We start from the raw sequence: 24,460 nt of genomic DNA, 5'->3' as shown, positions 1-24,460 counted from the left end.
TATGTATATTACACACGCCAATTCAATAATTGAAAGCATAAAAAATAAAAAAGGATTTGAATTATACATTGCAAAGGCAAGTCCAAAAAGTACAAACATTGAAAAACTCGCCAAAGAATATAATATTCAAATAACCAAGGTGGATGATCTTGCTAAAATAATTGGCAACAACAATCATAGGGGTTTTGCATTAAAATTAAAAATTTCTAAATCTAATAACACAAACAAACAAGACAAAAACTTAAAAGAATTCTTAGAAGAATTCCAATATAAAAATCATGTATTTATCTTAATACTTGATGGAATAGAAGATCCGCAAAATTTTGGCGCAATTCTTAGAACATCAGAACAGTTCAACATTGATCTTGTAATTACTAGCCAGAGACGAAGTGCAAAAGATAACATAACTATCTTACGCACGAGCTCTGGAGCAAGTCAATATGTCAATAAATTGACAGTTCCAAATATAAATAATGTAATAAAATACTTAAAAAAAAATGGATTTTGGATATATGCTAGCGACATCAAAGGAAAATCAATAAACACGTTGCAAATACAGGATAACAAAATCGCACTTATTATGGGAAACGAGGGAAAAGGAATACACAAATTAATAAAAGACAATTCTGACTTCTTAGTCAAAATTCCAACTAAAGGCAAAATAGACTCATTAAATGTATCGGTTTCAACAGGAATCTTAATATTTGAAATCAAAAGACAACTTAATTTGCTTTAGCACATTGTTTGTAAAAACAATAAACTAAAAACTAATTACCCCAAAAAATTTCTCAGCTCAACAGAAGCTAAAAATCCTTCAGCAGCAGCTGTGATAGCCTGTGCATAAAGTTTATTACTAACATCACCACACGAAAATACCCCTTCAACACTAGTCTTAACAAGATCTGTAGTAGAAATATACCCATCTCCATCTAATTCTAAAAACCCTTTTAAAAACTCTGTATTTGGCTTATAACCAATAGCTACAAATATCCCATCTACACTTAACTTAAAAGTAGAATTATCTTTATTGTTCATAATTATAACGCTAGATACAACATTATCTCCATTAACCTCTATAACATCACAATTATATAAGATCTCAACATTAGATAACTTTTCAATATCCCGTCTTAACATATCAATAGCTTTCAAATAATCCTTTCTCACAATAACATACACCTTTGCTGATAACTTACTTAAATAAATAGCTTCTGAGATTGCTGTATTACCCCCACCAATTACTAAAACAGTTTTACCCTTAAAAAGATGTCCATCACAAATTGCACACACAGAAATACCTTTATTCCAAAACAAATCTGAATTTTTAAGAGTATCTAATTTTTTAGGTGCTGAGCCTGATGCAATAATCACAGCTTTGCTCTTATAAATATAATTACCAGTAAAGAGATAAAAAATATCACCCCTCTTTTCTATAGAGCTTACAGTCTCAAGATAAGTAGTAGCACCCAAATTGATAACCTGCTCTTTCATATTTGACATCAATTCTCGTCCATCTATACCATTTTTAAATCCCGGATAATTATACACTTCTGTAGTAGTTGTAAGCTGCCCTCCAGGCTCAGGTCCTTCTAAAATAACTGTCTTATACCCACTCATAACGGTATAAATTCCAGCTGTAAGCCCAGCAGGACCTGAACCAACAATGATCACATCCTCAAGGGAATCCATCTCAGTCCTTAAAATCTTTTTATTACCCGTTTTTATAACCAGTGTCTCAAACTTTAACATAAATATTCCTTCACTATCATGCTACACTAAATACACTATATAAAATATACAAACATAACTTAATCCAAATGTTATATCAATCAAAAATATTTGTATTAATGTAAAAGCTTATTAAGATTAATCTCTAAAACGCAACATGGAACCATAATGCCAAAGTTGCTCAATATGTAAGGTGATACCTCACCAAAGCTACCTAAGACAGTGCCATTGACTATAATATCAGCACTTCTACCATCTATATAAAGAGTTCTATTTGATTCCATTAACTTAAATTCAATATTTAAATAATAAAAAAGAGATGCAACTAAAGAATTAATTTCATTAAATGAAAATTCCTTATCAGCCATCAGAAAAGCCAAATTATCATAAGTAATAGTGCCATCAACACTATTTAAATCCTTTAAAGCCACTTTGCCAATCTCAAAAATTTTATGGGGATAAGAAAAATTTGAACTAACGCTCTCAGATTTAAGCAAATCAGGTACTATTGAGCCTCTAACATACTCATAACCCTCTGTAATTGGATTAGCAATAATTAAGAGCTCATCACCCTCAATATTCATTTTCTCAATAAAATCCGTACTGGAACCTAAATAATTATAAATCATCTCCTGAAATCCCATCCCAACCATTAAATTTTTAATCTTTCTTGAAAACTCTTCTATCTGAGTCAGTTTTCCCAGAGTAAAATCTTTGGGAAGTTCTGGCTTAAAACTATCTAATCCTCTGCCTATCATTATTTCTTCAATAACATCCACTTCATGAAGAAAATCGTTCCTATAAACAGGAGGAATAATGTAAAATTTGCTTAAATCCTTCATGTAAGATGATATCCCTAATTTTTTTAACTCAACACACATATCATTTGCCGTCAAATCGCTACCAAGTATTCTATTAACACTCTCAATATCAACCTCTAAAGTATCTTGAAAATAATAAGGACAAACTATTTCCTTTCCAAATAAAGTCTCCTTAGGAAAAACGGTCTTGACTGGTAAAATTTCAAACCCCATATCATGCAAATCACAAGCAACAACTGATAAAGATAACAAAGTAGCCTCTAAATTAATTCCCGTAACCTCAATAAATAAATCGGCATCGCCTACTCTTAAAGCTCCAATATCATTAGAATTGATTACCGGAGGATAAGAGAGAACATTATCCTTAAAATCCAACAATAAAGGATATTTATTAAAACTTGCAAGAATCGAGGCATATTCTATTCCTTTAGGATGATACTTATTGATCTCTTCAATAGACATTTCAGTATCCATACCTAAAGGAATAAATCGATAATCAGAATCACATGCAACATAACTTATTGGAAACTCAATCAAAGCGGATGAATACATTCCCATTGCTACCCTTTTACGCCTTTGCCCATAATTATGACAAAGCTTCTCCTGCAACTGAACTAAAGTTTCAAGCATTCGCTCATTGCAAATCATTCCTTTTGCCAAAAATCCAAAAATAAAAGGCCTAATACTAAATACTTCAGGGCTAACTAAAATTTCACCATAAAACTTTTGCAAATTATCAGGCATTGAAAAAAACTTAAACGAAGGTAAATGACCAAAAAGATACGTCCTAATTTGACGCACAAGTCCCGTATAAGACCACAAATCGGGTCTATTTGTATCATTAAATTCAATTTTGATCTTATCGTAAACCGTATCAAACTCACAAATTTCAGCCTTGGCCATTTCAAGAACGGACACAAGCTCATCTTTCGTCAAATTTTTACCTATCTTTTCTAATAAAAGACTCTTATAAAATTCTACCTTAGGCATTTATTTTTCCTCGCCTCAATACAACAGCACCAATATCATGAGTAAAAAGCTCTCTTAAATCACTTAAACCTAAATGCATCAAAGCCATTCTATCAATGCCAATACCCCAAGCAATAACGGGCACATCAATTCCAAAAGGTTTTGTAACCTCTGGCCTAAAAATGCCACTTCCTCCTAACTCAAACCAACCAAGCACAGGATGTTTCACATGAACTTCTATTGAAGGTTCTGTAAATGGAAAATAGGCAGGAACATATTTCACTTCAGTAGCACCTGCCAATTCTTTAGCAAAAATTTCAAGAAGACCCAATAAAGTTTTAATATTAGCATCTCCAATAACAATTCCTTCTGTTTGATAAAAATCAGCTCCATGAGTAGCATCAACTTGATCATATCGAAAACATCTAACAATGCCAAAATATTTACCAGGGTTTTTCGCATCAATTAATTGCCTTGCTGAAAGCACCGTACCTTGAGTTCTAAGTACCAATCTTTTTGAAATATTTTCGTTAAAATCATACCTCCAGCCTCTTGAACCTGTAGTATAACCATTTTCATGAACAGCCTTAACATTAGAAAAATAAGGCTCGGGTAAAAATGACAATGAACTTGGATTTTTGATATAATAAACATCTCGTACATCACGTGCAGGATGAAATTGAGGCATAAAAAGAGCGTCATTATTGAAAAATTCACTTTCAACTAAAGGACCATCAAATTCTTCAAAACCCAAACTTACAAGCTTATCCTTAACTTTAACAATATATTCTGAATAAGGATTAGCACGTCCAATGAAAGTTTTATGCGATGGAACATTAATATTATAAGCCCTAAAATTCTTACCTTCATAAGCTTTACTTCTTAAAATCTCAGGGGTCAACTTTACAATCTCATCACCTGTTAGATTATTAGCTTTAAGTTTAGATTTTACTTCTAACCCAAACTTGGAAAATTCAAATCTTAAGTCCAATTTTTCTATTATTTTAAATAACACATCACTAGCACCTTTTTTCCTAGAATAATTAGAAATAAGTAATAATTCATTTTGGGATAAATCATCTTCTAAAAGATCGTGGGATTGAGCTTTTAGAAGTAAGTCTTTAACGACTTTGTAACTAGCACGCTTTAAATCTTTAACAATAACTTTCTTGCCCAATCCTAAAGATAAAACTCCCTCTTTAGATAAATTACCAAATGCCCTACCAACATCTCTAGGATCAGTTTCTAACTCTAACGCCAGATTGGGCATTAAAACTGTTTTCTTAGACACAAGATTGATTATTCTCTCTTCAATTAAACCATTATTTAAAGCATCAATACCTTTTTCAGTTATACGATAAAACACATTAAACTTTCTAAAAGTTTCTCTCAAAATACCCTTAGAAACAAGCCATTCAATTGTTTTATTTGATTGCCCTTCATTATAAAGTAAGTCTTCAGCAAGTCTTAAGGCATAAATTTTATCTCCCTCTTTATAATTTAAAATTACTTTTATCTCAAGAGGGTGTAATGTCTTTACTACCTCAAATCTATTCTCCACAAAATCATCCTTTTAATCGTCATTTTTACTAATAATTCCAAGTTCCAAAATAAGCTCAACCTCTCCAAGAGATAACTTGGTAGCTCTTGAAATTTCCAAAGCACTCCAACCTTGTTTCATAAGCTTAATGACAGAATCTCTAACTGTCTCATTAGCAAGACCAATATTATCTTTATACTTAGATTCTGTTTTTACAAGAATTCCAAGGGTTTTTATTCTCTCTTCAGCAGCAATATTTAAGTTTTCTAGACGAGTCTCAGATTTTGCAACCTTTTCTCTTATACTTCTAGTATGTTCCAATTTACTCTCAATCTCTACTAGCATATCCTTAAGAGTTTGAGCATTATTTAGGACTTCTTGTGATAAATCTTTACTTACCAGTAGTTCTGACATAATCCCTTTTAACTCACCAAGACTCTGTTCAAAACCAGAGCTTTCTTTAAATAAGACATGCATTCTACTTTCTATTTCATTTATCAAATCAAAATTTCTATCAACAGATTCTAATGTAGACTTTAATATGCTATCTTTATTACTAATCCTATCATAACTATCAAGGATATCATTCTGAGTTTCCCTTATTTCCTTAAGTTTAGTCTTATAAACCTGTATTTCATCATAAGATTCTATAAATTTCTTATATCTCTCTTTAAAGGAAGCATAAAAATCAAGAAATTGAGCAAGATCCTTTTTAATCCCCTCAATATCTATTTGATGCTTCTTTAAATCATTAAATACCTCAATAACGTCTGATGCTCTAATTTTAATATCTCCAATTTCTCTAGCGATACTTTCAAAATCACCTTTATACCCTTTAACAAGATTTATTTCATTTGCTAAAGTTTCCCTCAACTCCTCTAATTTATCTTTAAAATAATAAACTTCTTTAAGAAGCTCACTATTTTTATCTAGCTCAACTTCAAGTCTCTTAAAATTTTCAAGCTTAGAGCTCATGACAGTATAGCTACTATCAAACTCTTCTCTCAAATCAGCCTTATATACAATGAAATCATTCTTAATCTCATCTATAAAATTATTAAGTTCACCATCATAGCTTAATACTTTCATCTTAAGTTGTGATACATTATCATCAATACCTTTAATCATGAGTTCATATTTATCCCTAAATTCAGATTCTATACCACTAACTTGGAGCTCTAAGTTATCTCTTAAAATTTTTATCCCTTCTTCTGAATAATTCAAATTATTCTTAATCTCATTTTCAAACGCAACATATTCTTCTCTCATGGAACTAGAAAAAGAATCATAATTTTCTCTAATTGTTTTCTCAATATCAATTCTATATGTATTCACCTTCTCAGAAAGATTTAAAATATCATCTTGAATCAATTTTACTTGGGCATCAAAACCACCCTTATCATTTGCAAATTTATTTACAATATCTTGCTTTTCTTTTTCAAGTCTAGAAAACACTAAATTGAATTCATACTCCAATTTTTCATTAGCTTCAATGATCTTATCTTCAATATCCTTTTGTTGACTTAAAAACTTAATTTCCACTTGTGTCGCAAGATCTTCAACATGAGAACTTATTTTTTCATTGATAGATTTAATCTTAAAGTCCATGAAATTTTCAACATCTAAAACTTTACCCTGAACATCATCTGAAATATTTTTCAAATTAAGATAAGATCTATTTTCAAATTCCTTAATATCCGCATTCAAATGATCAGAAATTTCTTTTGCTCTCTGATTAACACTATCTTTAATGCCTTCAAAATTACTCTCAATAGCAGAAACATCCCTTTTAATTTCATGTAAACTTCTTTTTGTAATACTAGCTTGTTCTTCAAGCTCTTTGTAAGCACTTTTTTGCCAATTTGTAATATCATCTTTAACTTTTAAAAACCAAGAATTAACATTATTTGTACGATCATCTACAAGTTTAATAAACTCATCTATCCGGCCGGTAAGATTAGTTTCCAGAAAAACTATCTTACTCTCCACATCTCTTCTTTTAATCTCAAACTCTTTATCAAACTCTGAATATAAACTTTCTTTATTAAGTACAAGTTCCCTCTCAATTTCAACCTTAAAATTCTTCATAATGCTTGCCTTATCTTCTAAGTTCTTAATTAACTCTCTCTCTAAATTTTCAATTCTCTGATCTGAATATGCCACAAAACTTTCCAAAGAACCTTTTAAACTATCACTTCTTTCCTTTAAATCTTTAAAAAAATCTTCCTCAAGAAGTTTAAGATGAGATGATACATTGTAGTAAGAATCCTCTTTAAGTTTTAATACACCCCCTTCAATATTTTCCAAACTTAACTTAAGTTCACTAAGATTTTTCCATTGTTCTTTAATCTCCCCATCCATCTTTTCACTTGAACGGGAAAGTTGGCTACCTAACGCAGAAATACATGTATTTAATCTATTTTCCATCTCAAGATGCATATTAGAATACTTGTTATCAAGTTCAGCATACTTACTTGCAATAAGCCCATCAACCAAATTAGCTTGATCATCTATTCTCTTCTCTATAATCAACTGCCTCTCATCATATTTACCTTCAAGTTCAGCATATTTATCTGCAATAAGCCCATCAACCAAATTAGCTTGATCATCTATTCTCTTCTCTATAATCAACTGCCTCTCATCATATTTACCTTCAAGCTCCGCATATTTATCTGCAATAAGCCCATCAACTAAATTAGTCTTATCATCTATCTTCTTCTCTATAAGCAAATATCTCTCATCATATTTACCTTCAAGTTCAGCATATTTATCTGCAATAAGCCCATCAACTAAATTAGTCTTATCATCTATCTTCTTCTCTATAAGTAAATGCCGCTCATCATATTTACTTTCAAGCTCCATATATCTTACATCAAGGACTTTGTCTATTTCATTATGATACTCGCCAATTTTATACTTTAAATCTCTCTCTATTATCTCAAAATTATCTTCAATTAACTTAATAGCAGATATTTTCTCATTAATACCATTTTCATATTTTTCCATCTCTTCATTAATTGCAGCAGTAGCTTTTTTCATATAAAGATCAAATTGCTCTTTCATTTCCTTCTCAACATCAGATTTAATGACACCAAATTGATGATATATGGTATCACTATCCTCTTCGATTCTCTTTCTTAAATCTTCTTCAAATTTTGAAATTTCTTTTGACATTCCCTCAATTATTTCAAAATTATGATCCATTTCAGAAATTTTTGCCCTTAAATGTTCATCATTATCTGTAAGTATCTTATATATTTCATCTCTAATCTTTGAAATAGCCCCTTCACTCTCAATAAAAAACGTTGAATATCTCTCTTCAAAATTATTCTCAATAATCTTAAATCTTTCTTTATAAAGATCATTTAAAAACTCGGATTTATCCTCAATATTATTCTTAAGTTCATTAATTACGCTTCTAAACTGTTCTTTTAGCTGAATAATATCATTATTTATGCTTCTCTTATAATCAATTGCTTCTTCTCGTCTAACTCTATACTGTTGTTCAATTTCTTTAAGAACTTCGCTAAATCTTAGCTCTTCTTTTTCTATTATGTCCTTAATTTTAATTTCAAAATTTTCAACTTGATACTTTGAAATCTCAAAAGATGATTTAAATTGATCTAAATTATCATCCATATTCTTACTAAGAATATCCATTTTATCTGTTAGTCTTCTATTTACATTTTCAATCTCATATCCTATTTCATTCTCCAATTTATTTGCAAGGGTTTCTGAATACTCTCTAGAATCAGATATTACTTTACTATATTTTTCATTAATTTCCCTATTCACATCATTGAATCTTGAATTAAGAGAATCAATGATAATATCAATACTTGCCTGAAACGAAGCAATATCTGTTCTTTTATCCTTAAGTAAACTATCAACTTCCTTAACAAACTCTTCTGACCGTTCTAAAACCGTAGCAAATTTTTTAGATAAACTTTCCTCAAGCTCCTTAGTATCTGAATCAAAATGACTCATAAGGTTCTTTAAAAGCTCATCGGCATATACATTACCTTGATTTCTAAACTCATCTATCTTTTCAAGATAATAACTCTCAAGCCCTTCAAAAGTACTCTTAAGATCTTTAATCTTTAAATTCATATCAGAATCAATCAAATCTATATCAATCTTTCCTGAAGATAATACGTTCTCAATATTAACCGATATTTCACTTAACTTACCTTGCCAATCATTAAGCTTACTATCTACCTCATTATTAAGCATATCTCTTTTACTTAAGATATCTTCTGATATTTTATTTAAAAAAGCATCTATCTGTTTCTGATTATCTATCTTAATCTCAGAAACCTTGTTCATCCTAGATTCAATAAACCCATCAAGTTCTGATCTAAGCTTATTTAAAAGCTCTTCACACTCAAGCTTAAAATCTTTAAGTCTATAATCAAGTTCACTTATATTGTCTTTAATTAAATTTTCTTTATTCGAAAAGTCTTCATTAAGCCCATTAAGCATCATAATAATTTTATCATGAATTATTTCAGCTTGATTATCAATAAATTCTTTAATCCCTGATAAGGTTTCTTCACTCTTATCATAAGATATATCTCTTAATTCTTTATACTTATCTAATATTGAACTCTCAAAGTCTTCTGTCTTTGATGTAACATATTCAAGTCTCACATTAAAATCTTTTTCAAGAGAATCGATCTTTGAAGAAGCTGATAAGAGTAAGTCTTCACTTGAAATCTTAATATCAAGTAAAGACTTGTTTAAAACAACAATCTCATTTTTCCAATTAGTATGCATATCCATTGCTTTTTTTTGAATATGTTCTGAGAGTTCATTGAAAATATTTTCACTAAGTTCTTTGCCCTTAATCCTTTGCGTTTCAACCAAATTCAAAAATTCTTCATTGGTATTATTTAACTGGGATTTAATGTCTTCTAAATTTAAACTCGCTTCCTTTTGCCAACTTTCACGCTGTAATTTGTCAGCTTCCATCTGCTTAACAAATTTACCTATATCCTCTCCATAATGACTCTTCAAATTAAACACTTCTGCATTAATATCAGCACTTATACTACTCAACTTGGATTCGAAATCCCTCCTTAAACTCTCAAAGTCTTGAACTAATAAATCATTTAAAGAATTTATTTCTTCATTTAGTTTGTTACTAGTAATTTCAAAATTTTGGTAATCATAATCTGATTTTTCAGCAATTTTAGTAAATCTTTCATTATATCTAATAGTAAAATCATCAATATCACGCTCAAACTTATCTGCAATATTTTTATACTTGCCCTCTATTTGAACTTCTAATTCACTACTCTTTAAATTCAGAGTTTCTAAGAGAGTCTGATACTTTAAATTAATACTATTATCTAAAGATGAATAATCATTAACAAATCTTTCATTCATTTCTTTAAGCTCTGAACTTAAGTTACTATCCAACTTGGAAAACCTATCTTGAATATCTATACTGATATTTGAAAGTTTAAATTCGAATTCGTTTCCAATATCATTCATTCTTGAGAATATATCATTGCTAAAACTACCAATATCCTCTTTAACTTTTTCCTTAAATTCAACATATATTCTATTAGAATCATCTTCAAGATCATCAAGCAACATCCTAACACCACCTTGAACACTCTCTATCCTAGAATTAGCATCCTTCAAACTACCATCTATCCTATCTCTTATTTCCTTATCAAATTGATTAATCTTACTATCATACTCTCTATAAATATCACCAACATTAGATTCAAGTTGCACTCTAAACTGCTCTAAAATATCTGAAAATTGCTCTTCATATTGCCGCATCTCTTGTCTTATAGTCTCTTCAAGAGAATTCAATCTAGAATAGACACTGTCCTTAAAAACAGAACTTAGAGAAGAAATCTCATTGTCTACTAACACCAACTTGCCTTCAAGTGTGTCTTTTATTTGCTTAGAACGATCATCAACATACATAAAGACTTCATCAAATTTTATCTGTAGTTCCTCATTCAATTTAGCAAAAATAAAGTCTTCTTTATCATGAATTTTAGTCTTAGCTTGTTCTACAATAAGATCAAGAGAATTTTCTATTGATTTATATTTAGTTTCATATATATTAAAAGAATCTTCCATTGACTTATTATAATTATCTATGCTGGTTTCAATTTTAAATAAAAACTCCTTAAAGTCATTCTCAAGCTTTTCATTCCCTTTATCCAAAATCTCTCTCTTTTTCTCTTCAATCATTACCAAAGATTCTTGATAAGACATAAGCTCTCTGTCCAACTTATCCATTCTTACACTAAAATCTTTAATAGTGTTATCAAACTTATCCCAACTCTCAATCTTGATACTCTCAAGACTCTCCCTATTCGTCTTATCAAATTTATCAAACACTGTACCTAATCTAGAATCAATAGAATCAATCTGAGAATTAAAATTCTTTAAGGTTTTTGAAAGTTTATCTACTATTTTCCCATCCACTTGAAGTCGTTGTATATTATCTTGCACCTTAAGGGCCATGTCATCCAAATCTTTAAGCATAGAATCATGATAAGCAATCTTTTTTTCAACTTCTGCAAAATCATTGCTCTTATTTTTAATTTTATGCTGGACTTCATCTATCCTTTTTATAATCTCTATACTAGAACGTTGATACGCTTCCATATCAACAGCAAGATTATTAATCTCTTTTGTCTTCTCATCAATAAAATCCTCAAGGTTATCCTTAGCAATATCAATAAATTTCTTAATCTTATCTAAAGCCCTTGAACGTCTATCATAATGCCTATAAATTAATAAAATCACAAAAACCAATACAAGATTAACCAAAACGGTTACAAAATCTATCATAAATATTTTATCCACACTCTATATATTTAAAAGTATATATCTTTGCAAGTCTTTATAATTACTAAAGATAAAATCACACTTAATATCTTTAAACAACTTTTTTTTAGCAAGATAAGCTGTTCTCATAAATACACCACTAGCACCCAAAATATCATATTCATAAGAATTGCCAACATATAAAATATGATTACTACCTATACCTAATTCATCTATAATCCTTAAGAAAGCCATCTTATTCGGTTTTAAGTAACCGGTATCTTCTGATGAATAAAGAATATCCCAAAAATCATCTTTAATGCCTAACAAATTACTCATACGATTTGCAATAGGAAAATCTGACATTACTCCTAATTTTATTCCCTTAGATTTAAGAGAATAAATCAAATCATGCACACCAACATACGGCTTAAACTTTTTAAACTTATTACTAAAAGATTTACCGTAATATATTTTATCTAATAAAAATTCACACCTAGTCTTATCAACACCTAGATAATTAGAAAGCATTTCAAGCTGCATAGACATCAACTCATCTCTATTAGAAGGAGCACTTTTCCCACTTTGTAAAACCCTGATTTCCTTTCTTACCTTTTTGAAAGCTAAAAAAAATTTAATATTCTTTAAAAACTCAGGTAACATCGCTAAATTCATACTAATTTCAGGATAAAGAGTTCCATCAAGATCAAACACTACAGCCTTTATCATAATATTTAATTACTTATCCTTTTTAGTAGTGGCACTATAGATACATTCTTTGGAACCTTGGCCCTAACTAAATGAATATATGAATTTGGATACCGACTCTTAAGTGATTTAATTGAAGTTTCATCGTTAACTTCCATTACAGATACCCTAAAAATAGATTCCTTATCAATAAATGGAAACAACACGACAATATGTTTATGAAAAACCTTACCTGGAAACCCATCAATTGTTGTATTAATAGAGCCAAAATACATATGACCAGGCTCCTTTAAGGCTAAATAATATAAAATAAACTCTAAATTATCAATCGAATATCCACGACTTTCAATATATTTAAGAAAACCAATATTATTGACATCCAACTCCTTAACCTTAGATAAATCCAGATCAGCATTAATATTTTTAAGCTTATAGGCAATATTACGAGTCCAATCAAGTCCAAAAAATGGATCCCTACTAAATTCATAGTACTTAGTAAAACTATTACCTCTAATACCAATATGCTTAACCTTAAGATCCCTTATTTTCAAAAGCTTTCCTGTCATTGCCTTATAAATTGAATCTGCTACCCATTTACCAAATCCAGAACAATTAAATCCTAAAGGTTGCCTTTGAGGCTCGCCCGTCCTAATATACACCATTTCACCCAATTCATTCATTGCCCCATCATTAACCTCAGATAATGAAAAGAACTTCAAAAATGATCTCAAACTGTCAACAATATTAGAAATATTATCATAAGCCTCAAGATACCTGGGTCTAAAAAGCTCAAAATCAACAAAATTACTAATATATCTAGCTACTTCTAGAAAAGAACCAGTAGCAATATCAATGATTTTAAAGGGCAATTTAATATCTTTATAAATGAAAGTATTGATTAAATAAAAATCAGCACTGGAATAAACATCGCCTGCTTTAATCCTAATAAAAGTATCTGCTCTATTTAAGAAAAATATCTTTACCTGTTCAATACCATATTTCCCAACCTTAATTACATAAGAGCCTGGAAAAATGTAAGACACACCATCTTTGCGATTAAAAAAGGAATAGTAAGCATAATCTCCCAATATTGAATTTGATACTTCAACATAATAATCATCTGAAATATAATATTTTTGAGGTTCTATCTTAAAAGCAGTATTCCTTGAATTAAAATATTGTGCATAGTTTGCCCTTACACTAAAATCATAAAAAAAATTCTCAAAGGCAAAGAGATTTAGATTGGCAATTATAAAAAATAAAAATATATATCTCACTTTAAGTCTCTTGTTTTTTTTCTCAGTTCTATTAAAACTGGAATGTTATAATAACCAATTTTACGAATATTATTTACTAAATAATTATAATAAGAATTTGGAAAATTAGTTATTCTATTCGCAAATAAAATAAACTTAACAGGATTAATACCAATCTGAGTTATATATCTAACTTTATGTGAAGCATTCAAATGATAATCCTTAATCCATAAACTTAACATCTTATTCAAATCAGATGTACTTATTTTAAGTTCAAGCTGTTTTTTTAATTTAATTGCTTCTTTAAAAAGATTATCTAATCCCTCTTTGTTATGAACAGATATCTTTAATATGGGAGAAAAACTCAAAATTGGAAAAGAAAACCTAACACGCTCCTTTAAAGCCTCAAAACAACCGCTCTTTGACTTTACAAGATCCCACTTAGTAAAAACAATAATAATCCCTTTTCCTCGTTTAGTTGCATAATGAGCAATTTTTTTATCTTGCATCGTCAAATCTTCTTTAACATCAACTAATAAAAAGACAATATCCACCATATCAATTACTCTTAAAGCTCTACTCACAGAATAATGTTCAATAAGTTCACTTACTCTTGATCTCCGCCTTATTCCAGCCGTATCAATAAGTTCAAATGTCTTACCATTCCTTTTAAATCTTGATTTAATAAAATCCCTTGTAGTACCCGCCATAGAAGACACAATTGAAACTTCACATCCTGCTAAAGAATTAATAAGAGTAGACTTTCCTGAATTTGGCTTGCCGATAATCCCAATTTTAATATCAATAAAATCATCATCACTTTCCAATGTGCCTACTGAGTTTTTCAAAAAAATTCTTAAACTATTAATTCCTTTTCCATGAGTCGCACTAATTAAAAAGATCTTCTTAAAACCCAATTTGTGAAATTCATAACCCAAGACTTCCCTGTGATGACTATCGATTTTATTTAAAACCAAAATTATCTTATCACTATATTCTCTTAACCGATCAATAAGCTCATAATCCTCTGATAACATTTCATTTACATCCAAAACAAGTAATATTAAATCAACACTATCAAGTAAACTTATAAACTTATTAACCACAAGCTTGCTAAGTTCATCCTTTGCAAGGGTAAATCCACCAACATCAATCAAATAAAACTTATAAAAATCTACTGTGCAAATCTCCTTTATCACATCCCTAGTAACTCCATAAATTTCATCAGTAATACTTCTATTTGAACCTAAAAGCTTATTAAACAAAGTAGATTTTCCAACATTTGGCCTGCCAGCAATAAGAACACTTTTATAATCTTTCAATTTAGAATCAATCAAAGCTAACCTGCCTCTTTTTTTATGTAGGTATTTTTATTATAATATCAAATATTACAGCTTTATGCCAATTATAACTGGATATCCAATTGAAAAGGAAAAAAAAGAATAGTAGAAGAAAAAAAAGTAACTTTAATCATATAGATACATTTTTAATATTATTTGCAGTATCCTTAACAGGATTGTGCTTGTTACTGATCGTCAAAAATTCACTCATTAAAAATATATTCAATGAAAAAGTTGGAAATAATGACAATTTTGAATTTAGTCAATCAAAACCAAATAAGATAGAAGCAATGCTCGATAATGCAAAAAGCGAAACTATTCAAATACTTAACAATGAAAAATTTTTAATCAAACCACCCGAAATACAAAAAATAGAAGAAGAATTTAAATATCAAGAACAAAAACACTTAAAAAATAAAAAGGAAATTAAGCTATATTTTATAAAAGTTACAGCTGAGGGACATTTCCTAAAACAAGGGATTAAAAGAACTATTCAATACGATAAAAATATTCTAAACGAAACATTAAAATCTCTAATTAACGGGCCTAATGAATATGAACTCAAAAATAATTTCTTAAGTCTAATTCCTATCAATACCAAAATATTAAACTTAAGTATAAATGATGGAATTGCTCATATCAATTTATCTAAAGAGTTTTATGAAAATAGTTTTGGAGTAGAAGGAACAATCAATCAGATCAAGCAAATTGTTTTAACATGTCTTGAAATTCAAGGCATAAATGGAATAACGTTAAAAATTGAAAACAATCCAATAATACTTGAGGATTTAAATTTAGATTTTTCAGGGACCTTAGATAACCACAAACTCGCAAAATATTAAAACTTAATATCGCCAAGAAGTCCAAGAGATTTCTCAAGATTTATTGAACTATCTTTAACAACCAGAAACATAAATTCTTGATTGCCCTTCCGTCCTTTAGTTGTAAGCTTTAATATATTTTTAATTTGTAAGTTATTATAATAAAACTTTTTAATTACCTTATCTAATATCTTACTTAAATACCTATTTTCAACTATACCATTAAAATTTTTTATATATAAATCTAATCCTTTAAGCTCAAATTGAGGTTTAACAAGAACAACAATAAGATTATCAGAAAGTCTATCAATTAAATTTGCACATATACTTATTACAGAACGAAAAGAAACATCGATAACAGCTAAATTAGGTTGTACATCAAATTGTTTAATATCAAAAATATTAGTCTTTTCACAAACTCTAACCCTAGGATCAGTTCTTAGTTTATAAGAAAGTTGATTAAATCCAACATCAACTGCATAGACTAACTTTGCACCACCTTGTAAAAGACAATCTGTAAAACCACCCGTCGAAGCACCAACATCAATACAAATTTTATCTTTAACTGTAATATTAAATGATTCTAAAGATTCAAAAAGTTTATTTCCTCCTCTTGAAACAAATTGCCTAGATTTACCCTCTACTAAGTCTATTTTACTATTTTTAAACAATAAAACCTTAGGATTTCTTTCTTTGTGAGAATTGACATAAACCCTACCAGTTAAAATTAAAATCCTCAATTCTTCTCTTGTTAAACTTGGATAATTTTTACAAAGAATATTTAACAAACTATTTCTGTATTCTTTCAATTTTCAGAGCACGTCCTGTCTTTAAATGAGAAGTAATAACAACCCCCTGTATAATAACATCCTCTTCAACAGTTTCTGTTCTTAAAACTACATATTCAAGCAATCCTTTAAGAGAAATCTCAGGATTAAATCCTATCACAGAGTTCAAACTACCAGTCATCCCAAGATCGCTAATATAAGCAGTACCTTTATCTAGGATTCGCTCATCTTGTGTCATTATATGAGTATGCGTACCAACAACCCCCGTTACCAACCCATTTAAAAAATATCCAAAGCTCTCTTTCTCATAATTACTCTCAGCATGAAAATCAACAAAAATAGTTTTAACTTTACTTCTAATCATATTCACAATTTTTTTTATATTTTCAAAAGGGTTTTTAACAATAAAAGTCATTCCTAAAAATCCCTGAATGTTTATAACAGCAACCTTTTCTTTTTTAATATTTAAAATACAATAACCATGCCCCTCAAGTAAATCGGAAAAATTATTTGGTCTTAAAATATATTCCTGCTTATCTAAATATTCCCTTATACTATGATCTGCATAAACATGATTACCAGTCGTAATAACATTTACACCTGCTTTAAAAAGATTCTCTGCTATCTCAGGAGAAATTCCAAAACCACCTGAAGAATTTTCTCCATTAACGATTGTCAAATCTATATTATACTTCTCCTTAAGATTTTTAAGATTAAAAAAAACCTTTTTAAGTCCCCCATTACCTATAATATCTCCAATGATCAAGGCTCTAATCACATCATTATCTTGCATACTCAATAACTCTAGTTTCACGAATAATAGTAACTTTGATTTTACCAGGATATCTCATTTCAATTTCTATTTTTTTGGCAATGTCTCTTGCAAGAATAGTAGCTTTTTCATCATTAACTAATAAATTATCAACAATGATTCTAACCTCACGACCCGCTTGAATTGCATAACATTTCTGAACACCCTCAAATCCATATGCAATCTCTTCAAGTCTCTTAAGTCTACTTATATAATTGTTCAAACTCTCACGTCTTGCACCAGGACGAGATGCAGAAATAGCATCAGCTATTTGCACAACGATAGCCTCAAAACTCTCAGGCTTTATTTCATTATGGTGAGCAGCAATAGCATTGACCACAATATCGCTTTCTCCACAACTTTGAGCAAGCTCAGCACCAGTAATAGCATGCCCTTCACTATTCTCAGAAATACTCTCCATCCCCTTTCCAATATCATGCAAAAGACATGCTCTTTTAACAACAACAGGATCTAATTTCATCTCCTTAGCTAAAATTTCTCCAATTATTGCTGTTTCTTTTGAATGGCTTAAAACATTCTGACCATAACTGCTTCTAAAGTAAAGCCTTCCAAGACCTCTAATAAGCCTTTTATCAAATCCATGTATATTTAAATCAAATACTGCCTTCTCGCCTTCTTCAAGAATAATATTGTTGACCTCATTAGTAACACTATAGACAATTTCTTCAATTCTTGCAGGATGAATCCTCCCGTCTGAAACGAGTCTCTCAAGAGTTCTTTTAGCTATTTCTTTTCTTACTGGATCAAAACAAGATATAACAACAGCCTCAGGAGTATCATCAATAATAATATCTGCACCTATTAATGTTTCAAGAACCCTAATATTACGGCCCTCTTTACCGATGATTCTACCTTTCATCTCATCATTAGGCAGCTCAACGGAAGTAACTGTAAACTCAGAACTGACCTCTGTTACTATGCGTTGCATAGTAGAGACCAATATATCTTTAGCTACCTTATCCGCTAAAAGTTGAGCTTCTTGTTCACTCTTATTAATAATGATTTGAGCATCTCTTTTAGATTCATTTTCAATCTTTTCAATTACAATTTTTTTTGCTTCTTCTTTTGTAAGGCCAGCAATATCTTCTAACTTTTTAACAAGAGATAATTCCTTATCTCGTATTATTTTTTCCTTTTGCTCAAATTCCTTAAGCTTAAAATCAATCCTACTTTGCTGCTTATCAAGAGCTGATATTCTCTTATCTAAAGTCTCTTCTCTTTGTAATAATCTTCTCTCCAAATTAAAAACTTCATTTTTTCGTTCTCTTATCTCCCTATCCTGCTGGTTCTTCTCTTTAAGCATTTGAGCTTTTGCATGTGAAATAACTCGTTTTTTTTCATTTTCTATCTCTAAGATTGCCTCTTCTTGTACTTTTCTTAGCTTTTTCTCTAAATTTAATAAAGAAAATTTACCTAAAATAATTCTTATTATAAAACCTAATACAATACCTAAAATACCAGCAAGAATAGAAGAAAAAGTAATATATGACATACAACTTACCCCCTATTCCACCAAACCAATTAAACATAAATCCTTTGGATATAATTTAATATGTAAGACTATTACTTTTCTTCTAAGGTTTTATCAACTAGTTCAAGAATTGCCATCTCAGCTGCATCCCCATACCTTTGTCCTAGCTTAATAACCCTAGTATAACCACCCTTTCTCTCTTTAAAGATAGGGGAAATTTTTGTAAATAATTTATTAAGAATATATTTATCATGTATAAATTTTGACACCTCTCTTCTATTATGCACGCTGTCACTCTTAGCCCTAGTAATTAATTTTTCAGCAAATCTCTTAACTTCATCCAATTTTGCCTTAGTAGAAGTTATTTTTTCATGCCTAAAAAGAGAAATTACCATATTTCTTAAAAGTGCCTTCCTATGACTTGATTTCCTATCTAACCTATTAAATCCTACCTTAGTCTTCATATAAAAATGGTCTCCCTTCTAATGAGATATTTTATCGTTTTTATTCAATATTTTGAGAGCTTCTGATTTAGACATCCCCAAAAATAATCCATAAGCACTAAGTTTTTCAACTATTTCTTCTAAACTTTTTTTCCCAAAATTCCTTGCTTTTGAAAGTTCTTCTGCACTTTTACTAATCAGTTCTCCTAAAGTTTTAACATTTTCCTTAGTTAAACAATTAAGGGACCTTACAGACAAATTTAATTTTTCAATATTTATACTAAGTACATCAGAATCCTTAAACTCAGAACCCTCAACAGAACACACAACCTTATCTTCAAAATTAACCAATGGAAGTAAAAAGTCCCTCACTATAGAAGCCGCCTTTTTAATTGCATCCTTAGCACTAATTACACCTGTTGTCCAAATTTCCATAACAAGCTTATCATAATCGGATCTCTGTCCAACCCGAGTATCCTCAACAGAATATGTTACCTTTTCTATTGGGGAAAATATAGAATCAAGTGCAATGGTATTAACTTCTTCTAAATACCTAGCATTCTGTTCAGAAGAAACATACCCTCTTCCATAATTAATTTGAAATTCAAAATCCAAATCTGCCTCACTTGAAAGTGTAGCAATGACTAAATCTTTATTAAAAACCTCAATACCCTCTCTTTCAAAATGCGATGCTTTTAAAACACTAGTATCTTTCCCATTAACAGAAAGACTTATTGTTGTACTATCAACTCCCTCATCTAACTTTAAATGAATATTCTTAATATTAGCAATTACCTCAAGAGTATCCTCTACAACACCAGGTATTAAATCAAATTCACTTGAAACGATCTTTAAAGATCCACCTTGATTAGACTGAATTCTCATAGCAGAAACAGCATACCCTTCAATAGAAGACAGTAAAACCCGCCTTAAAGTGTTTCCAATAGTAACACCAAAACCTTTTTCAAAAGGATACATGACAAATTTTCCATAAGAGCTATCATCCTCTTCTCTTAAAAATTCAATCCTATCAGGTATAGTAAAATCTTTCAAAAGCTTTCCTAAAGACATCAATAGCTCCTCTGACTAAACTCGTCTAGTTTTTTTAGGCCTACACCCATTATGTGGTATTGGGGTAACATCTGAAATTGACTTAACAACTATGCCGGTTGCTCCAACAGTTCGTATAGCAGACTCTCTACCAATCCCTGGACCTTTAACAAAAACATTAATATAATTAATGCCAAAATCTTTAACTTTACCTAAAGCCGCTTCTGCAGTCATCTGAGCAGCATAAGGAGTTGATTTTTTAGCACCTTTAAATCCCATTCCACCTGCACTTGCCCAAGCTAAAGTATTCCCTCGCATGTCTGATACAGTTACGATTGTATTATTAAAAGTAGCCTGTATATAAACATTACCTTCACCAATACTTCTTTTGACCTTTTTTTTATTAGTTGATACTTTTGCACTCAAACCTTTCTCTCCTATTAAGCAATAACACCTTTATTTAGTAGCCATCTTCTTATTAGCCACAGTTTTTCTTTTTCCCTTCCTAGTTCTTGCATTAGTTTTGGTCCTCTGCCCTCTTAAAGGCAAACCTTTCCTATGTCTAAGTCCTCTATAACATGCAATATCCATAAGCCTTTTAATAGACATAGCTAACTCACTTCTAAGCTTCCCCTCAACAATATAATCACTCTCAATTACTTTTCTAAGTTTATTAACCTCATCATTATCTAAATCTTTAGCCCTTTTATCTGGCAAAATACCTGTTTTTTTACAAATTTCTAAAGCACTAGCTCTTCCTATGCCATAAATAGACGTAAGAGCGATCTGAAGTTGTTTGTTATTTGGCAAATCTATTCCTGCTATTCTAGCCATTTTTTCCCCTTATTTTTGTCTTTGCTTATGTTTAAGATTATCACAAATAATTCTTAAAACACCTTTTCTCTTTATAACTTTACATTTTTCACAAATTGGCTTCACACTTACTCTAACTTTCATAAATTACTCCTAAATTTTCTGTAAAAAAGCATACTTTTTGCTAGTTCCACGAGACAATCCTTGAGTCTTTAAATATGCATCAATCTGAATTAATGTATCAAGAGCCACTCCTACCATGATAAGCAATGAAGAACTACCCATAATCTTTGAGACATCATAAGGAAATCTAAAAATATTCTGCACTAAAAACGGAATAATTGCAATAATGGATAAAAAAATGGAACCTGAAAATAATGTTCTATTCATAATTTTATCTAAATAACCTTCCATTTCATCCGCCTTAATACCTGGAATAGTCCCCCCATGTTTTCTAATATTATTACTTATATCTTTAGGACTCAATTGTATTTTTGAATAAAAATATGTAAATCCTATTATTAAGACTACATTCAATAATGTATAATAAATCCCATTCGGTCTTAAATAAGATAAAATTTGTCTTGAGAGAACAGAAGTTCCGGCAAATCCACTCAAAATTTGCAAAGGCAAAGTAATAAGAACAGACGCAAAAATAACAGGCAAAACACCTGATGGATTAAGTTTAATTGGTAAATATGAACTAACTGTATTCTTTGAATTGGATCTAGCATAATGAATAGCAATCCGTCTTTGAGCCTTATACTCATATATGATTGATATCACAACCACAATAAAAATACTTAAAACTAATATCACAAAGACAGGATTAATACTTTGAGATGGATCTCTCATACTTTGAAAAAGATCAAATAACGCCGCCTGAAGTCTAACAACTATCCCTGAAAAGATTATTAAAGATACACCATTACCAATGCCTCTCTGATTAACTTGTTCACCAAGCCACAAAAGAACAAAAGTACCCGTTGTAACTGTTAAAATAGCAATAAAAATGTACCTATAAAAAGGCATATTAACTGCACCTGGAATACTTTTGGCATAAAGACTAGTAGCATATCCTTGGGCTACTGCCGCAACAATTGTTAGATATTTTGTATATTTTTTTATTTTTTTCCTTCCATTATCTCCTTCTTGCATCTTTTTAAAAGAAGGAAAAGAATAAACAAGCAGCTGAATAATAATTGATGCTGAAATATAAGGACCTATGCTAAGCATAAATATGGAAAAATTACTAAAAGCACCACCTGAAAAAAAATCAAAATAATTAGTAATTGAAAAATCTGACTGGGACTTAAAATAACTTCTAAGAGCTACAGGATCTATTCCTGGTATTGGCAAATAAGAGCCAACTCTAAAAATAAAAAGAATAAACAGAGTAAATAAAAATTTGCTCCTTAAATCCTTAATTGTAAATAAATTAAAAAACAAACCCTTCATTTCACTACCATTTTAAACCAATTTAATACCGCAACCAATTTTTGTTGCCAATTCTTCAGCAGACTTTGAAATACGCGAAACTTCAAAATTCACCCTTTTAGTAAGCTCGCCATTAGCCAAAATCTTGATATTTTTTTTATTTTTACCTATAAGACCCTTTTGAAATAGGGTACTATAATTTACTAAATCTCCGGCTTCAAATTTTTTATCTATATCTCCAAGTCCAACAATTTCATACTTCACTTTATAATCATGATTGGAAAAACCCCTCACTGGAAGTCTTCTATAAAGAGGAGTTTGCCCCCCTTCAAAACCAATTCTTGGCGAAGTATTTCTAGCTTTTTGACCCTTTTGACCTCTACCAGAGGTTTTCCCAAGCCCAGAACCTGGACCCCTACCAACAATTTTGTGAGACTTATTAGCTCCTAAAGGCCTCTTTAGCTTAATCATTCTTTACCTCACTTAATAAAACCATGTTAATCACACTATTAAGCATCCCTCGAATAGACTTATTTAAAACATGAATCCTTTTATCCCCTATTCTCTTAAGACCTAAAGCTTTCAATGTTTTAACCTTCTTTTCTAATTTTCCAATAAGACTTCTCTTAAGTTCAACTTCTATCTTGATGTCGCTCTTAATAAGAATTTCTCTATTCTTCTCCATCTTGTGAATAAAAGCCCTATTCTTAAATCTAGATCTTGATGCTTTAAATCTAATTTTTTTAAGCTGAAGTCGTAATTTTCTCTTAATCATACACTAACTCCACAAAGTCCTTAAAGTTTTGCCTCTTATTTGTGCTACTTTTCTAGCATCCAAAACCAAGTCAAATGCTCTAAAAGTTGCCTTTACCACATTCATAGAATTATTTGAACCAAGAGATTTACTTAAAATATCATGGACTCCTAATGCTTCCATTACAGCACGAACAGGCCCACCTGCAATAATGCCAGTACCTTGGGTTGCCGGCTTAATTAAAACTTTAGCTTTTTTAAAATCTCCAATGACCATATGAGGAAGAGTACCCTTTCTAATAGGGACAAACCTTAAATTCTTCCTAGCATTCGTTAAACTCTTCTTTATTGCATCACTAGCATCATTGGCTTTACCAAAGCCCCAACCAACTTGACCTTCACCATCACCAACAACCATAAAAGCAGAAAAAGAAAACCTTCTCCCACCTTTTACAACTTTAGTTACCCTATTTAATGATATCAATTTCTCTATTTGCTTCTTATGAACTTGAGCTTCCACTATAATTCCCCCTAAACATCAATACCGGATTCACGCAAAGAAGTTGCAAAACTTGCAATAAGACCGTGATATTTATAACCATTTCTATCAAAAATAAGTTTACTTATATTTTTATCTCTAAGTCTTTTAGCAAGAATTTCACCAAGTTTCTTTGCATCATCAATATTTTTGTTCAATTTAAGATCCTTTTCAATAGTAGAAACACTTGCAAGTGTATGACCTGCCACATCATCAATAACTTGAACATAAAAATATTTATTAGACTTAAAAACTGTAACCCTAGGCCTATCTGCAACACCAAATCCAATTTTATTCCTTATTCTCTTTTTACGCTTTATATTCCTTTTTTCAGCTTCTTTTACTTTTTTCATA

At 30.3% G+C, this 24,460-nt stretch carries 22 protein-coding genes; 2 read left to right on the top strand and 20 right to left on the bottom strand.

The features are described 5' to 3' along the window. Position 1 precedes the first annotated feature (1 nt). On the top strand, positions 2 to 736 hold the full coding sequence (gene rlmB / locus bcCo53_RS02585; RefSeq protein WP_025408135.1) for a 23S rRNA (guanosine(2251)-2'-O)-methyltransferase RlmB: 735 nt from the start codon (positions 2 to 4) through the stop codon (positions 734 to 736). Positions 737 to 771: 35 nt separating this feature from the next. Here the strand turns inward: rlmB and trxB are convergent, their stop codons facing one another. From trxB to der, 7 genes are all read right to left on the bottom strand, one after another. Then, the gene (gene trxB, locus bcCo53_RS02580; protein WP_028328326.1) at positions 772 to 1,749 is read right to left on the bottom strand and encodes a thioredoxin-disulfide reductase; all 978 of its coding nucleotides are present in this window, start codon (positions 1,747 to 1,749) and stop codon (positions 772 to 774) included. A 95-nt stretch (positions 1,750 to 1,844) separates the two neighbouring features. Continuing rightward, positions 1,845 to 3,539, bottom strand: coding sequence for a phenylalanine--tRNA ligase subunit beta (gene pheT, locus bcCo53_RS02575; RefSeq protein ID WP_025408134.1), 1,695 nt, complete (start codon positions 3,537 to 3,539; stop codon positions 1,845 to 1,847). Beyond that, positions 3,532 to 5,079: a phenylalanine--tRNA ligase subunit alpha gene (gene pheS / locus bcCo53_RS02570; protein WP_025408133.1), complete on the bottom strand. Its 1,548-nt coding sequence runs from the start codon at positions 5,077 to 5,079 to the stop codon at positions 3,532 to 3,534. The genes pheT and pheS overlap by 8 nt, the downstream gene beginning before the upstream one ends. Before the next feature lie 12 nt (positions 5,080 to 5,091). Beyond that, positions 5,092 to 11,880 carry a SpiroCoCo family coiled-coil protein gene (locus bcCo53_RS02565; protein ID WP_025408132.1) on the bottom strand — a complete coding sequence of 2,263 codons (6,789 nt, stop codon included), beginning with the start codon at positions 11,878 to 11,880 and terminating at the stop codon, positions 5,092 to 5,094. A gap of 18 nt (positions 11,881 to 11,898) precedes the next feature. Beyond that, positions 11,899 to 12,585, bottom strand: coding sequence for an HAD family hydrolase (locus bcCo53_RS02560; RefSeq protein ID WP_025408131.1), 687 nt, complete (start codon positions 12,583 to 12,585; stop codon positions 11,899 to 11,901). 5 nt (positions 12,586 to 12,590) lie between these two features. Beyond that, entirely contained in the window at positions 12,591 to 13,841 is a 1,251-nt protein-coding gene (locus bcCo53_RS02555) for a hypothetical protein (RefSeq protein ID WP_025408130.1), read from the bottom strand. Next, a complete protein-coding gene (der, locus tag bcCo53_RS02550) occupies positions 13,838 to 15,142 on the bottom strand; it encodes a ribosome biogenesis GTPase Der (protein WP_051428654.1) in 1,305 nt (434 codons plus the stop codon). Before der ends, bcCo53_RS02555 begins: the two co-directional genes overlap by 4 nt. 101 nt (positions 15,143 to 15,243) lie before the next feature. On the opposite strand from der, the gene bcCo53_RS02545 reads away from it, so the two are divergent. Beyond that, positions 15,244 to 16,002 carry a GerMN domain-containing protein gene (locus tag bcCo53_RS02545; protein ID WP_025408128.1) on the top strand — a complete coding sequence of 253 codons (759 nt, stop codon included), beginning with the start codon at positions 15,244 to 15,246 and terminating at the stop codon, positions 16,000 to 16,002. On the opposite strand, the gene bcCo53_RS02540 is transcribed toward bcCo53_RS02545, so the two are convergent. The 13 genes from bcCo53_RS02540 to rplR all read right to left on the bottom strand — a co-directional run bounded on the left by bcCo53_RS02540 (position 15,999) and on the right by rplR (position 24,459). After that, positions 15,999 to 16,790, bottom strand: a complete 792-nt coding sequence (locus tag bcCo53_RS02540) for a TlyA family RNA methyltransferase (RefSeq protein ID WP_025408127.1) — start codon at positions 16,788 to 16,790, stop codon at positions 15,999 to 16,001. The genes bcCo53_RS02545 and bcCo53_RS02540 overlap by 4 nt on opposite strands. After that, positions 16,771 to 17,562: a TIGR00282 family metallophosphoesterase gene (locus tag bcCo53_RS02535; protein ID WP_025408126.1), complete on the bottom strand. Its 792-nt coding sequence runs from the start codon at positions 17,560 to 17,562 to the stop codon at positions 16,771 to 16,773. Before bcCo53_RS02535 ends, bcCo53_RS02540 begins: the two co-directional genes overlap by 20 nt. Next, a complete protein-coding gene (gene rny, locus bcCo53_RS02530; RefSeq protein ID WP_025408125.1) occupies positions 17,552 to 19,093 on the bottom strand; it encodes a ribonuclease Y in 1,542 nt (513 codons plus the stop codon). The genes bcCo53_RS02535 and rny overlap by 11 nt, the downstream gene beginning before the upstream one ends. A 71-nt stretch (positions 19,094 to 19,164) precedes the next feature. Further along, complete coding sequence (rplQ, locus tag bcCo53_RS02525) at positions 19,165 to 19,536, bottom strand: 50S ribosomal protein L17 (protein ID WP_025408124.1); 372 nt, start codon at positions 19,534 to 19,536, stop codon at positions 19,165 to 19,167. Between the two features lie 18 nt (positions 19,537 to 19,554). Continuing rightward, positions 19,555 to 20,586 (bottom strand): DNA-directed RNA polymerase subunit alpha, encoded by a 1,032-nt coding sequence (locus tag bcCo53_RS02520; RefSeq protein WP_025408123.1) that lies wholly within the window; start codon positions 20,584 to 20,586, stop codon positions 19,555 to 19,557. Positions 20,587 to 20,601: 15 nt separating this feature from the next. Continuing rightward, positions 20,602 to 20,991: a 30S ribosomal protein S11 gene (rpsK, locus tag bcCo53_RS02515; protein WP_025408122.1), complete on the bottom strand. Its 390-nt coding sequence runs from the start codon at positions 20,989 to 20,991 to the stop codon at positions 20,602 to 20,604. A 30-nt stretch (positions 20,992 to 21,021) separates the two neighbouring features. After that, the gene (gene rpsM, locus bcCo53_RS02510) at positions 21,022 to 21,399 is read right to left on the bottom strand and encodes a 30S ribosomal protein S13 (protein WP_025408121.1); all 378 of its coding nucleotides are present in this window, start codon (positions 21,397 to 21,399) and stop codon (positions 21,022 to 21,024) included. Between the two features lie 9 nt (positions 21,400 to 21,408). Then, positions 21,409 to 21,522, bottom strand: coding sequence for a 50S ribosomal protein L36 (gene rpmJ, locus bcCo53_RS02505; RefSeq protein WP_002557090.1), 114 nt, complete (start codon positions 21,520 to 21,522; stop codon positions 21,409 to 21,411). A gap of 9 nt (positions 21,523 to 21,531) precedes the next feature. Beyond that, positions 21,532 to 22,836 carry a preprotein translocase subunit SecY gene (gene secY / locus bcCo53_RS02500; RefSeq protein ID WP_025408120.1) on the bottom strand — a complete coding sequence of 435 codons (1,305 nt, stop codon included), beginning with the start codon at positions 22,834 to 22,836 and terminating at the stop codon, positions 21,532 to 21,534. A gap of 12 nt (positions 22,837 to 22,848) precedes the next feature. Continuing rightward, a complete protein-coding gene (gene rplO / locus bcCo53_RS02495) occupies positions 22,849 to 23,286 on the bottom strand; it encodes a 50S ribosomal protein L15 (protein WP_025408119.1) in 438 nt (145 codons plus the stop codon). Further along, on the bottom strand, positions 23,279 to 23,590 hold the full coding sequence (rpmD, locus tag bcCo53_RS02490; RefSeq protein ID WP_025408118.1) for a 50S ribosomal protein L30: 312 nt from the start codon (positions 23,588 to 23,590) through the stop codon (positions 23,279 to 23,281). Before rpmD ends, rplO begins: the two co-directional genes overlap by 8 nt. 3 nt (positions 23,591 to 23,593) lie before the next feature. Beyond that, complete coding sequence (gene rpsE, locus bcCo53_RS02485) at positions 23,594 to 24,088, bottom strand: 30S ribosomal protein S5 (protein WP_155806464.1); 495 nt, start codon at positions 24,086 to 24,088, stop codon at positions 23,594 to 23,596. 11 nt (positions 24,089 to 24,099) lie between these two features. Next, the gene (rplR, locus tag bcCo53_RS02480) at positions 24,100 to 24,459 is read right to left on the bottom strand and encodes a 50S ribosomal protein L18 (RefSeq protein ID WP_025408116.1); all 360 of its coding nucleotides are present in this window, start codon (positions 24,457 to 24,459) and stop codon (positions 24,100 to 24,102) included. Position 24,460: the final 1 nt, after the last annotated feature.

This window comes from Borrelia coriaceae (assembly GCF_023035295.1).
Classification (GTDB): Bacteria; Spirochaetota; Spirochaetia; order Borreliales; family Borreliaceae; genus Borrelia; species Borrelia coriaceae.
The sequence above is the reverse complement of the archived record's forward strand: the minus strand, read 5'-3'. Positions and strand labels throughout refer to the sequence as shown.

What these genes read in the sequence shown, in the direction of transcription:
- rlmB (WP_025408135.1), top strand. Translation starts at nt 2, where the DNA reads ATGTATATTACACACGCCAATTCAATAATTGAAAGCATAAAAAATAAA.
- trxB (WP_028328326.1), bottom strand. Translation starts at nt 1,749, where the DNA reads ATGTTAAAGTTTGAGACACTGGTTATAAAAACGGGTAATAAAAAGATT.
- pheT (WP_025408134.1), bottom strand. Translation starts at nt 3,539, where the DNA reads ATGCCTAAGGTAGAATTTTATAAGAGTCTTTTATTAGAAAAGATAGGT.
- bcCo53_RS02565 (WP_025408132.1), bottom strand. Translation starts at nt 11,880, where the DNA reads ATGATAGATTTTGTAACCGTTTTGGTTAATCTTGTATTGGTTTTTGTG.
- bcCo53_RS02560 (WP_025408131.1), bottom strand. Translation starts at nt 12,585, where the DNA reads ATGATAAAGGCTGTAGTGTTTGATCTTGATGGAACTCTTTATCCTGAA.
- bcCo53_RS02535 (WP_025408126.1), bottom strand. Translation starts at nt 17,562, where the DNA reads ATGCAAGATAATGATGTGATTAGAGCCTTGATCATTGGAGATATTATA.
- rny (WP_025408125.1), bottom strand. Translation starts at nt 19,093, where the DNA reads ATGTCATATATTACTTTTTCTTCTATTCTTGCTGGTATTTTAGGTATT.
- rplQ (WP_025408124.1), bottom strand. Translation starts at nt 19,536, where the DNA reads ATGAAGACTAAGGTAGGATTTAATAGGTTAGATAGGAAATCAAGTCAT.
- bcCo53_RS02520 (WP_025408123.1), bottom strand. Translation starts at nt 20,586, where the DNA reads ATGTCTTTAGGAAAGCTTTTGAAAGATTTTACTATACCTGATAGGATT.
- rpsM (WP_025408121.1), bottom strand. Translation starts at nt 21,399, where the DNA reads ATGGCTAGAATAGCAGGAATAGATTTGCCAAATAACAAACAACTTCAG.
- rpmJ (WP_002557090.1), bottom strand. Translation starts at nt 21,522, where the DNA reads ATGAAAGTTAGAGTAAGTGTGAAGCCAATTTGTGAAAAATGTAAAGTT.
- secY (WP_025408120.1), bottom strand. Translation starts at nt 22,836, where the DNA reads ATGAAGGGTTTGTTTTTTAATTTATTTACAATTAAGGATTTAAGGAGC.
- rplO (WP_025408119.1), bottom strand. Translation starts at nt 23,286, where the DNA reads ATGATTAAGCTAAAGAGGCCTTTAGGAGCTAATAAGTCTCACAAAATT.
- rpmD (WP_025408118.1), bottom strand. Translation starts at nt 23,590, where the DNA reads ATGATTAAGAGAAAATTACGACTTCAGCTTAAAAAAATTAGATTTAAA.
- rplR (WP_025408116.1), bottom strand. Translation starts at nt 24,459, where the DNA reads ATGAAAAAAGTAAAAGAAGCTGAAAAAAGGAATATAAAGCGTAAAAAG.